General features: G+C 35.7%; 15 protein-coding genes and 1 other annotated feature. All 15 genes read left to right on the top strand.

Going from position 1 to position 12,346, the window contains the following annotated elements:
- Positions 1-10: 10 nt before the first annotated feature.
- A complete protein-coding gene (sigE, locus tag BN990_RS12025; RefSeq protein ID WP_038244471.1) occupies positions 11-730 on the top strand; it encodes an RNA polymerase sporulation sigma factor SigE in 720 nt (239 codons plus the stop codon).
- 124 nt (positions 731-854) lie between these two features.
- Entirely contained in the window at positions 855-1,640 is a 786-nt protein-coding gene (gene sigG / locus BN990_RS12020; RefSeq protein WP_038244470.1) for an RNA polymerase sporulation sigma factor SigG, read from the top strand.
- 121 nt (positions 1,641-1,761) lie between these two features.
- Entirely contained in the window at positions 1,762-2,040 is a 279-nt protein-coding gene (locus BN990_RS12015; RefSeq protein WP_021291662.1) for a YlmC/YmxH family sporulation protein, read from the top strand.
- A 56-nt stretch (positions 2,041-2,096) separates the two neighbouring features.
- On the top strand, positions 2,097-2,906 hold the full coding sequence (gene pgeF, locus BN990_RS12010) for a peptidoglycan editing factor PgeF (protein ID WP_021291661.1): 810 nt from the start codon (positions 2,097-2,099) through the stop codon (positions 2,904-2,906).
- Positions 2,907-2,933: 27 nt separating this feature from the next.
- Positions 2,934-3,602, top strand: coding sequence for a YggS family pyridoxal phosphate-dependent enzyme (locus tag BN990_RS12005; protein WP_021291660.1), 669 nt, complete (start codon positions 2,934-2,936; stop codon positions 3,600-3,602).
- 10 nt (positions 3,603-3,612) lie between these two features.
- The gene (locus BN990_RS12000; RefSeq protein WP_021291659.1) at positions 3,613-4,047 is read left to right on the top strand and encodes a cell division protein SepF; all 435 of its coding nucleotides are present in this window, start codon (positions 3,613-3,615) and stop codon (positions 4,045-4,047) included.
- 6 nt (positions 4,048-4,053) lie between these two features.
- On the top strand, positions 4,054-4,320 hold the full coding sequence (locus BN990_RS11995) for a YggT family protein (protein ID WP_021291658.1): 267 nt from the start codon (positions 4,054-4,056) through the stop codon (positions 4,318-4,320).
- 12 nt (positions 4,321-4,332) lie between these two features.
- Entirely contained in the window at positions 4,333-5,109 is a 777-nt protein-coding gene (locus BN990_RS11990) for a YlmH family RNA-binding protein (RefSeq protein WP_038244469.1), read from the top strand.
- Positions 5,110-5,199: 90 nt separating this feature from the next.
- Complete coding sequence (locus BN990_RS11985; RefSeq protein ID WP_021291656.1) at positions 5,200-5,703, top strand: DivIVA domain-containing protein; 504 nt, start codon at positions 5,200-5,202, stop codon at positions 5,701-5,703.
- A gap of 66 nt (positions 5,704-5,769) precedes the next feature.
- Positions 5,770-5,986: a binding site (T-box leader), on the top strand.
- Between the two features lie 46 nt (positions 5,987-6,032).
- Entirely contained in the window at positions 6,033-8,789 is a 2,757-nt protein-coding gene (gene ileS / locus BN990_RS11980) for an isoleucine--tRNA ligase (RefSeq protein WP_038244466.1), read from the top strand.
- Positions 8,790-9,053: 264 nt separating this feature from the next.
- On the top strand, positions 9,054-9,533 hold the full coding sequence (locus BN990_RS11975; RefSeq protein WP_021291654.1) for a DUF2975 domain-containing protein: 480 nt from the start codon (positions 9,054-9,056) through the stop codon (positions 9,531-9,533).
- Between the two features lie 10 nt (positions 9,534-9,543).
- Entirely contained in the window at positions 9,544-9,765 is a 222-nt protein-coding gene (locus BN990_RS11970) for a helix-turn-helix domain-containing protein (RefSeq protein WP_021291653.1), read from the top strand.
- On the top strand, positions 9,758-10,570 hold the full coding sequence (locus tag BN990_RS11965) for a DUF817 domain-containing protein (protein ID WP_021291652.1): 813 nt from the start codon (positions 9,758-9,760) through the stop codon (positions 10,568-10,570). The genes BN990_RS11970 and BN990_RS11965 overlap by 8 nt, the downstream gene beginning before the upstream one ends.
- Positions 10,571-10,907: 337 nt before the next feature.
- Positions 10,908-11,378, top strand: coding sequence for a signal peptidase II (gene lspA / locus BN990_RS11960; protein ID WP_021291651.1), 471 nt, complete (start codon positions 10,908-10,910; stop codon positions 11,376-11,378).
- Positions 11,375-12,286, top strand: a complete 912-nt coding sequence (locus BN990_RS11955) for an RluA family pseudouridine synthase (RefSeq protein ID WP_021291650.1) — start codon at positions 11,375-11,377, stop codon at positions 12,284-12,286. Before lspA ends, BN990_RS11955 begins: the two co-directional genes overlap by 4 nt.
- The last annotated feature ends 60 nt before the right edge of the window (positions 12,287-12,346 follow it).

The raw sequence follows: 12,346 nt of genomic DNA, 5'->3' as shown, positions 1-12,346 counted from the left end.
GGAGATAGTATTGAAATTAATAAAATTACGGGTACGTCTGTGGTGGTATAAGGTATTAATTAAATTAGGTATCAAATCAGAAGAAATCTATTACATTGGAGGAAGTGAAGCTCTTCCACCACCCTTATCAAAAGAAGAGGAACAAGAACTTCTTGCGTTACTACCAAAAGGTGATAAATCAGCACGAGCTATATTAATTGAACGTAACTTACGATTGGTTGTTTATATTGCTCGTAAATTTGAGAATACAGGTATTAATATTGAGGACTTAATAAGTATTGGAACAATTGGGCTTATAAAGGCTGTAAATACATTTAATCCCGAGAAAAAAATAAAATTAGCAACTTATGCCTCACGCTGTATTGAAAATGAGATATTAATGTACTTAAGACGAAATAATAAATTAAAATCCGAGGTTTCTTTTGATGAACCATTAAATATTGATTGGGATGGCAATGAATTGCTTTTATCCGATGTGCTGGGAACAGATGAAGATATTATTACCAGAGATTTAGAATCAAGTGTAGATAAAAGTTTATTAAAAAATGCGCTTTCGCAGTTAAATGCACGCGAAAAACAGATTATGGAATTGCGGTTCGGGCTTATTGGCGAAGAAGAGAAGACACAGAAAGATGTTGCTGATATGTTAGGTATTTCTCAATCATATATTTCACGGTTAGAGAAGAAAATAATTCGGCGACTAAAAAAAGAATTTAATAAAATGGTCTAGCCTTGTGGCTCTAAGTTAAATCGATTATTATTGCTTCTTTAAGAAAAAGGATTCTGCATAAAAATCTTTCCAGTCGGAGATACTGTCCATGAACAGCATCACCAACTGGGAGGGTTGAACGTAGATGACAAGACATAAAGTTGAAATATGTGGTGTTGATACATCGAAGCTACCTGTACTAAAGAATGAAGAAATGCGGGAATTATTTAAAAAATTGCAGCAGGAGGATGGAGATTCATCTGCGCGGGAAGAACTGGTCAATGGTAACCTAAGACTTGTTTTAAGTGTAATTCAGCGCTTTAATAATCGCGGAGAATATGTCGATGACCTGTTTCAAGTAGGTTGTATCGGACTAATGAAATCCATAGATAATTTTGATTTATCCCATAATGTGAGATTTTCCACTTATGCTGTTCCAATGATTATTGGGGAAATCAGAAGGTACCTGAGAGATAATAATCCAATTCGAGTCTCTAGATCTCTACGAGACATTGCTTATAAAGCTTTACAAGTTAGAGAAAAACTTATAAGCAAAACATCAAAAGAACCAACACCAATGGAAATAGCTGAAGAAATGGGAATCCCTCATTCAGATATTGTATTTGCATTGGATGCTATTCAAGATCCAGTATCTTTATTTGAACCCATTTATAATGATGGCGGCGACCCTATTTATGTAATGGATCAGATAAGTGATGATAAGGATAAAGATTCAACATGGCTTGATAAACTATCATTAAAAGAAGGGATGTATCAATTAAACGAACGTGAAAAAGATATATTAAATAAACGGTTTTTTCAAGGGAAGACACAAATGGAAGTTGCCGATGAAATTGGTATCTCCCAAGCGCAAGTATCTCGTTTAGAAAAAGCCGCAATTAAACAAATGAATAAGCAAATGTTCGAATAACACTTATTTTATAAGTACGAGACAATAGGGAAGAAAATTCACTCTTTCCTATTGTTTTTTTGTGTTCCATGAAAGATTGACTTTCAAGCGCATATATATAAAGTAAGGTGAGGTGAATAACATGATAAAATTATCCGAGTTACAAATTAAAGAGGTTATTATTATCGATAGTGGCAGAAGGCTAGGTCATATTAGCGATTTAGAGATTGATACGAATAATGGTAGAATCCTTGCTATCGTAATTATTCCTAAGGATAAGAAAAGTGGTTTATTTGGTAAGTCAGAGGAGTTCGTTATCCATTGGAATCAAATTGTTCGAATTGGTTCAGATGTTATCCTCGTAAAGGATGTAGAGAAACCGAAATTATATAATGAGCCAATCGTACAAGAAAGAAAATAAAAATACCTAAATCTGTGGTAAAATAGATCAATAAGTAACTTCAGGGAGGAATAACGTTGAAAGATGCCTTTATTAGACAACATGAGACATGTTTACATATCGAAAAATGGCAGCAATTACATCCCAAATTAGTTGCTGGTTTTACCACAAGAAACGGTGGTGTCAGCTCCGCCCCTTATCAATCTTTAAATGGAGGGTTACATGTCAATGATGATCCGTATCATGTCCTGACCAATCGAGAACGTGTAGGTGAACATTTAGGCTTTCCACTAGATAAGTGGGTTTGCGGGGAACAGGTACACCAAACAAATATTAAAGTTATTGAAGACACGGATAAAGGAAAAGGAGCCTCTGAACTATCGACCGCAATTCAAGGAGTAGATGGGTTAATTACAAATAAGACAGATATACTATGCACAGCTTTCTTTGCTGATTGCGTTCCTTTGTTCTTTTATGATCCAAAAACGTCCTTTGTTGGTATTGCTCATGCTGGTTGGAAAGGGACAGTCAATCAAATTGGAGTTGAAATGGTAAGCGCGTTAAAACAGCAAGGTGTGATATCCAGTAATTTAATGGTGGCAATTGGACCATGTATAACGAAGAATTATTATGAAGTAGATCAACACGTCATTAATCATATTCCGCTAGAGTGGAGAGAGAATGCTGTTTCTTCTAGAGAAGGAGGTCGATATTTGCTTGATTTAAAACAGTTAAATATAGATATCCTTTTACAAGCTGGGGTTTTACGTAATAATATAGATGTAACCAATTACTGCACATTTCGTGATGAAGACTTATTTTTTTCACATCGAAGAGATCATGGAAGAACAGGTCGAATGTTAGGATTTATTGGCTTTTCTTCATGATTATACGAGGGAGGAGAATTGGGAACAATGGATGTAGCAACAAATCTAGAACAAATCCAGCAGAAAATTAGACAGGCATGTCTGAATACTAGCCGAAATCCAGAAGATATTACAATAATTGGTGTGACAAAATATGTTACAATAGAGCGAACAAGAGAAGCAATTGAGGCTGGGGTTACGAATCTTGGTGAAAATCGTCTAGAAGGTTTTCAGCAAAAATACGATTCTTTTCAAGATAAAGCCATTTGGCATTTTATTGGGACATTACAATCTAGAAAAGTAAAAGATGTTATTCAGCAAATTGATGTATTGCATTCCTTAGATCGTATTTCCTTAGCAAAAGAAATCAATAAACGAGCAGAACGCAAAATCGACTGTTTTGTACAAGTGAATGTAAGTGGTGAATCATCAAAGCATGGACTTGCACCAGACGAAGTAGCTAATTTTATTAAGGAAATCGAAAAATATCCTCACGTACGCGTCATTGGTTTGATGACAATGGCACCTCATATTAAAGATGAAGATCGCTTGCGTTCGATATTCAAACAACTAAAAAAGTTACAATTACACATTCAGGATAAACAGCATGCTCACGCACCTTGTATGTATTTATCGATGGGAATGAGTAATGACTATCAGTTGGCAATTGAAGAAGGTGCCACTCATGTTCGAATTGGAACAAATTTAGTAGGGTGAGGTGAACGAAATGAGTATTAAAAATAAGATTAAGAATTATTTTACGATGGATGATGAGTATGAATATGAATATGTTGATGTAGATGAATTTGATAACGAGCAACAGCAGTCTTCATCAAAAGAGAAGCATAGAAATGTCGTCAACTTGACCAGTATGCAAAATCCTACATCTAAAGTCGTACTGTGCGAACCAAGAACGTATAATGAAGCTCAAGAAATTGCAGATAACATTGTTAATCGCCGAGCGGTAGTCATTAATTTACAACGCCTTGACAGTAATCAAGCAAAACGAATCGTGGATTTTCTTAGTGGTACCGTATATGCTGTAAATGGAGATATCCAGAAACTTGGAGCACAAACGTTTCTTTGTACTCCGGATAATGTGAATGTTTCTGGTACCATTACAGATGCATTCTCAGAAGATGAATATGAAAAAGGATGGTAGCAGCAGATGTTTGAATTATACCGTATATTAGATTTAGCGTTTGTGATTTATAGTTACGCGTTAATTGTTTATATTTTTATGTCTTGGTTCCCTGGAGCACGTGAGTCCTCATTTGGAGAAATGTTAGGCAAAATATGTGAACCATATTTAGAGCAATTCCGTAAGTTTATTCCACCACTTGGTATGATTGATTTATCTCCAATTGTAGCGATATTTGTATTGTATTTAGCTAGAATGGGGTTAGGTCAATTTTTCCAAATGTTTGTTTTCTAGAGGGTACATAGGATGGATATATATCAGCATTTTAGAAAAGATGAAGAAGCTTTCATAGACCAGGTTTTTTCTTGGCGAGAGCAAGTATCGAAATCTTTTCAGCTTAAACTAACCGACTTTCTTGATCCACGTGAACAGCAGATTGTGGACATGCTGATGGGGACAAAGGAATCAGATATTCAGGTCATGTTTTTCGGTGGAAATCCACATACCGAAAGAAAACGTGCAATTATTGCTCCCTTTTATGAACAGATTGCAGAAAAAGATTTTCAATTGACGATGTTACAGACCAAGTTTCAAAGTAAATTTGTTAGTCTGACCCATCGCGATGCAATGGGAGCTTTTCTATCTTTAGGAATAAAACGAAAAAAGCTTGGTGATATTTTAGTAGAAGATGGTATTATCCAAATTGTTGTAGCTGAAGAAATTGCAGCTTATGTGATGGCAAATCTAAATGCAATAAAAAAAGCAACGTTACAATTAGAGGAAAAACCTTTAGACTTCCTACAGGTTAAGCAGCTAAATTGGGAAGAAACGGAAAGTACGGTTTCTTCTTTGCGATTGGATACTATCGTTAAAGAAATTTATCGTATTTCTAGAAAAGATGCTGCGGAATATATAAAAAAAATGTATGTAAAAGTGAATTTTAAAGTTGTAGAAGATGGGAAATTCCAATTGCAAGAAGGGGATTTAATTTCATTAAGAGGAAAAGGAAGAAGTAAGGTCGTAGAAGTGAGAGGAAAAACAAAAAAGGACAAGCTAAAACTTACAACTGCAATCTTAAAATAAATTGCAGGACTTAGCAGATATTTGTCGAATAGACATGGTAGGATGTGATGATTCGTTCTTTGATCTAAATTAAAATAGGAGGTGGCTATCGTGCCATTAACACCATTAGATATTCACAATAAAGAATTCACAAGAAGCTTTCGTGGATATGATGAAGATGAAGTAAATGAATTTTTGGATCAAGTAATTAAGGATTATGAAATGGTCATTCGCGAGAAAAAAGACCTACAAGAACAAGTCGATCATTTAAATGAAAAGCTTGGTCATTTTACTAATATTGAGGAAACATTGAATAAATCCATATTAATTGCTCAAGAGACTGCTGAGGAATTAAAAGGAAGTGCCTCAAAAGAATCGAAATTAATCATTAAAGAAGCAGAAAAAAATGCAGACCGTATTATTAATGAGGCATTAACCAAATCGCGTCGGATATCGATGGATGTAGAGGAATTAAAAAAGCAAGCAAAAGTATTCCGTACACGATTAAAAATGCTTGTTGAAGCCCAATTAGACATGATCGATACGGACGATTGGGACCAGCTATTTGATACTGAGCTTGGTGAGGACTTAGATTTAGTTGAAAATGAGTCATAAGCCTTGACGGTTGTTGATATTTTACATATAATTCATAAACAGATAGCTTTACTAAAACAAAATTGTTTAAAAGCAAAGATAGAGCCAGTATAGAAGTGTTAAACTGTTAAGCGAGCTAGGGTATGGTGAAAGCCTGGTACAGATACGCTTTTAGAATATCACTCTTGAGCTTTCATTATGAAAGTAGTAGTAATGAACGGTTATTCACGTTACGAATGCTAAGTGGATTTGACAGGTATGTCAAATTTATAAGGGTGGTACCGCGAGCCTTCTCGTCCCTTTTGGGGATGAAGAGGGCTTTTTTTGTTTAATTCAAAGGAGGAATTAATATGGAGTATAAAGATACATTACTTATGCCAAAAACAGGCTTCCCTATGCGAGGGAATCTGCCGAATAAAGAACCGATACGACAGGCTGCATGGGAAGAAAATAATATTTATGAAAAAAGTTTAAATCGAACAAAAGGCCGTCCGCTATTTATTCTTCACGATGGACCACCATATGCAAATGGAGATTTGCACATTGGTCATGCATTGAATAAAATTTTAAAAGACTTTATTACCCGTTATAAATCAATGAGTGGTTATTATGCTCCATATGTTCCAGGATGGGATACACATGGACTGCCAATTGAAACGGCATTAACGAAGAATAAAAAAATTAAACGTAAGGAATTGAGTATTGCTGAATTTCGTAAGTTATGTGCGGAGTATGCATTAAGTCAAGTAGATAATCAACGAGAACAATTCAAAAAATTAGGTGTCCGCGCAGATTGGGATAACCCATATATTACGCTTACCAAAGATTATGAAGCTGCCCAAATTAAGGTTTTCGGGGAAATGGCTAAGAAAGGATATATTTATAAAGGCTTAAAACCGGTATATTGGTCTCCTTCTTCTGAATCAGCACTTGCTGAAGCAGAAATCGAGTACCATGATAAACGGTCCCCTTCTATTTATGTTTCCTTTGAAGTAACCGAAGGAAAAGGATTACTAGAAGATGGAGAAAAATTCATTATTTGGACAACAACGCCATGGACGATCCCTGCAAATTTAGGTATAAGTGTTCATCCTGATTTGGATTATGCAGTAGTTGCAGTTGGAAGCGAAAAGTATGTTATTGCTCAAGCACTCATAGAAACGGTAGCAGAAACGCTCGAATGGCAAAATCCTGAAGTAGTTAAAACATTTAAAGGTGAAGAAGCAGAGAAAATTGTGGCAAAACATCCATTTTACGATCGAGAATCTCTTGTTATGTTAGGAGACCATGTAACTACAGATGCAGGTACAGGTTGTGTACACACAGCACCAGGGCATGGGGAAGATGACTTTTATGTATCGAAGCGCTATGGGATTGATGCATTATGTCCAGTGGATGAAAAAGGTGTATTTACCGACGAGGCACCAGGTTTTGAAGGTCTATTCTATGATACCGCAAATAAAAATGTATCAGAAAAACTAGAAGAAGCAGGTGCATTACTAAAGCTTGCATTTATTACACACTCTTATCCACATGATTGGCGTACCAAGAAACCAACCATATTCCGAGCAACATCGCAATGGTTTGCCTCTATAAAGGATTTTAGACAAACCATTTTGGATGAAATTAAAGCAATTAATTGGTACCCGCAATGGGGAGAGACACGGCTATATAATATGGTAAGAGATCGAGAAGATTGGTGTATTTCTCGTCAGCGTACGTGGGGAGTACCAATCCCAGTATTTTATGCAGAGGATAAAACACCAATTATTACAGATGAAACGATTACGCATGTGTCCAACTTGTTTAAGGAACATGGATCTAATATTTGGTTTGAATGGGAAGCAAAGGATCTGTTGCCAAAAGGATATACTTCCGAGCATAGTCCAAACGGCAACTTCACAAAAGAAACAGATATTATGGATGTATGGTTTGATTCTGGCTCTTCACATGAAGCAGTATTGTTAGGTAGGGAGGATCACTATCGACCAGCGGATGTGTATCTAGAAGGTAGTGACCAATATCGTGGATGGTTTAATTCTTCTCTGTCTACATCAGTAGCTGTAACAGGAAAATCACCTTATAAAACGGTTATAAGTCATGGGTTTACCCTGGACGGTAATGGTCGAAAAATGAGTAAATCATTAGGGAACGTTATTCGTCCTGCAAAGGTTCAAAAGCAACTTGGTGCTGATATTTTACGTTTATGGGTCTCTTCTGTAGACTATCAAGCAGATGTTCGGATTTCGGATGATATATTAAAGCAAATTTCAGAAGCTTATCGAAAAATTCGTAACACAATCAGGTTTATGCTAGCAAACTTGGCAGATTTTGATCCGAAGCAGGATCGTGTTCCAAATGAAGAATTAGAAGAAGTAGATAAATATATGCTTCATCGCCTGAAGAAATTAGTAACAGAGGTTCGTAACAACTATGATAATTATGAGTTCTCACCTATCTTTCACCAAATTCATAATTTCTGTGCGGTTGATCTTAGTTCATTCTATTTAGACTTTGCAAAAGATATTTTATATATTGAGGCTGCGAATAACCAGCGTAGACGTAGTATTCAAACAGGATACTTTGAAATCGTTACTGCGCTTGTAAAATTATTAACACCGATTATTCCTCATACAACTGAAGAAATATGGGAATATATTCCAGGTGCAGAAGCTGAAAGTGTTCAATTAACGGATATTCCGAACCCTGAAGAAATGTCAACGTTTAATGATACAGCTGAAAACTGGGATCATTTCATGCAAGTTCGTGACGATATCTTAAAAGCGTTGGAAGAAGCTAGAAATGAAAAGGTAATTGGAAAATCTCTTGAAGCAAAATTAACCATTGTTCCAAAAGATGAACAAACGAAAACCATCTTATCATCGATGGATCAGCTTCATCAGTATCTCATTGTTTCACAAGCAGATATTAGTGAAAATGCATCTAATACGAAAGCTTATGAATATGTTGATGTAGCTGTTGAAAAGCATCCTGGTGAAACCTGTGAACGTTGCTGGGTATCTTCTAATACCGTTGGGGAGGATGAAGCACATCCTACCTTATGTACGCGTTGTGCAACAGTTGTAAAAGAGCATTATCAACAATAAATCTTCTGATCTAGGATCATGAATTGCGATACAAAAAGCCCCCTGAATTATTGTTTTACAGGGGGCTTTTTATGTTTCGTTGATACATACGCAAGTAATAAATGGCATCGAACAGTTTTAGTTATGAACAATGCTTTTCGATTTATTGAATGCAATAAATATAAGTAAAGCAATAAAATAATAATGAATTTAGATAATTATTTATTGTAAAACGATAAATATATTGGTAAAATTGAATTGACGATAACTAAGCGAGGTGCTTTTATGAAACGAGAAACACTCTTCTTAAGGGTAGTTGTATTTATTCTTGGAATTCCGATTCTTGGTTTGTGTATAGTTGGATTACCTAGATTAGCCCAAATATATAATTCATGGCTCCCTGAGTTGGCTTATCTACAATATCCTTTACTTATTGTTTTGTATGCTACGGCAATTCCTTTTTTCTTTGCTCTGTATCAGACATTAAAACTTTTAACTTACATTGATAAGAACAAAGCATTTTCGGAATTATCGGTGATGGCCTTGAAGAATATAAAGCACTGTGCAACTACAATCAGTGCCTTGTATGTATTAATTATCCCAATTTTATATCTAATGGCAGAGATAGATGACGCTCCAGGTATTGTTTTGCTCGGCTTGGTGATCATTTTTGCTTCCATTGTTATTGCGGTCTTTGCTGCTGTTCTTCAGAAGTTGTTAAAGAATGCCATAGAAATAAAATCAGAAAATGATTTAACGGTCTGAGGTGAATAACATGGCGATTATAATTAATATTGATGTGATGTTGGCGAAACGAAAAATGAGTGTAACAGAACTATCTGAACGGGTTGGTATTACAATGGCTAATCTTTCTATTTTGAAAAATGGAAAGGCAAAAGCGGTTCGAATATCAACTTTAGACGCAATTTGTAAGGCATTAGAATGTCAGCCTGGAGATATTTTAGAATACCGAAGAGATGAAGATAGTCATGATTAATAAAATTGGGACACTTAACATGAAAAGAAAGGGAAAAATCGTTATAGCTCTACAGCAACTTATTCGTTTTGGGTGGCAACAGGCCATGTCTTGTTTATTTCCTGTCGTTATCTTTGCCTCTTTAGCTTTGACGCAAGTCATTCCACTTCCTTTTCTCCCAAGGTATGACTGGTTACTCCTGATCTGTTTACTAATGCAGTGGTGGATGGTGTATTCCGGGCTAGAAACCAAGGATGAACTAAAGGTGATTACATTGTTTCACGTTATTGGACTTGCGCTTGAACTTTTTAAGGTGCATATGGGTTCCTGGTCTTATCCAGAGGAGGGGTATGCCAAGATTTTGGGGGTGCCTTTGTACAGTGGATTTATGTACGCAAGTGTAGCAAGTTATCTTTGTCAGGCATGGAGGAGGCTAGAGGTTGAACTGGTTAGATGGCCATCGTTTTTGATAGTTGTACCGCTGGCAGCTGCGATTTATTTGAATTTTTTTACCCATCATTATTGGTTTGATATTCGTTGGGTTCTATCTGGTCTTGTAATTATCGTTTTTTGGAAATCATGGGTTATATACGAAATTAATGGGACTCAATATCGTATGCCAATCGTATTTTCTTTTACCCTCATCGGATTTTTTATATGGGTAGCTGAAAATATTGCAACGTTTTTTGGAGCCTGGGAATATCCCAATCAGGCCGATGCATGGAGTATCGTTCATCTAGGGAAGGTGAGTTCCTGGCTGTTATTGGTTATTGTTAGTTTTCTTATTGTAGCGACATTAAAGCAGGTGAAAAAAATAAGCAATTAAACAATAGGCCTGCCATTGGGGATCTTACGTTTATTTTGGGATACGCTAATTCTTTAAACACGCATAAAATATTTTCAATATACACTTATGCGTGTATTATATTTTATAGAATGAAGAGGGGCGTAACTATCTATCTTCTTCATACCTTTTATTTTCTAGTAGTTATTTTTATTCTCTCTATTTCTAGGAATGAATGTAGGTTATGAATCATATTTAAGAATTGGTAGCAACTATGAAAGATGCTTGTGCTTTTGCTTGATTGTGATATATTGAAAATACTTGATGAAACCATTATGCTATTAAGGGATACAAATTAGAATAAATCGGGGGAAAAACAATGTATTGGTACTACTTGATTGCACTAATAATGATATCCATTGATCAACTAACGAAATGGATAATTGTTAAAACAATGGAGCTTGGTGATCAAATTACGATTATTGATAACTTTTTTTACATAACCTCACATCGAAATACAGGAGCAGCATGGGGAATATTAGAAGGTCAGATGACATTTTTCTATATCGTAACCGCTATTGTGGTCATCGTCGTTATCTATTATATGCAAATGTATGCAAAAGAGAGTAAATGGCTTGCAATCGCGTTAAGCTTGGTGTTAGGAGGAGCCATTGGTAATTTCATTGATCGTTTATTTCGTCAGGAAGTAGTTGATTTCTTTGATTTTATTATATTCGGTTATGATTTTCCGATATTTAATGTAGCTGATTCAAGTCTCGTTATTGGTGCATGCCTGATTATCTTGGCAATGATTATGGATGAAGTAAAGAAAGGAAAAGTCAAATCATGACAACATTTGAACATACTGTAACTGAAGAGCAGCATCGTACCCGGATTGACAAAGTATTAGCTGATTTAAATAAAGATATATCTCGATCACAAGTGCAGACGTGGATTGCTCAACAATTCGTTTATGTAAATCATGAAGTCACGAAGGCTAATTATAAATGTCAATCAGGTGATATTATTCAATGGTCGATTCCAGAAGTTGAACCGTTAAATCTTACACCAGAAGCAATCGACTTAGATATTGTGTTTGAAGATAGCGATTTATTAGTCGTTAATAAACAAAAAGGAATGGTTGTTCATCCATCTCCTGGTCATCAACATGGTACACTTGTACATGCCTTATTGTATCATTGTGATGATTTATCTGGAATAAATGGTGTGGAACGTCCTGGGATCGTACATCGAATCGATAAAGATACAAGCGGTTTATTGGTTGTTGCTAAAAATGACCAAGCACATCAGCGTTTAGCAGAACAATTGGCAAATAAGGATATAAAACGAACCTATCAAGCAATGGTTCATGGTGAAATTCCACATGAAAAAGGAATGATTGATGCCCCTATTGGGCGGGATCCTAAAGACCGTCAAAAAATGGCAGTTGTGGACAATGGGAAAGCAGCGATAACCCATTTTCAAATACTAGATCGATTCCCGGGTTATACACATGTCGAATGTCAACTAGAGACGGGAAGAACCCATCAGATTCGTGTTCATATGAAATATATTAATCATCCATTAGTAGGTGACCCAAAATACGGTCCAAGAAAAACAATTGATGTAAACGGACAAGCATTACATGCAAAAGAGATAGCATTTACCCATCCAACCACGAAGGAATATATGCACTTTGAAGTAGACTTACCAGATTATTTTCAGGAATTAATTGCCTATCTTCATAAAAAATATTGACATTCGAATTATCTTTTGTAATAATTAAACAGATGAATTGATAAGGCCCTTTAATAATAG

Origin of the sequence: Virgibacillus salexigens (assembly GCF_000723585.1) — a bacterium.
In the GTDB taxonomy this organism is placed as follows: domain Bacteria; phylum Bacillota; class Bacilli; order Bacillales; family Amphibacillaceae; genus Virgibacillus; species Virgibacillus salexigens.
Note: the sequence above shows the minus strand (reverse complement) of the source record. Positions and strands in the feature narration are given on the sequence as shown.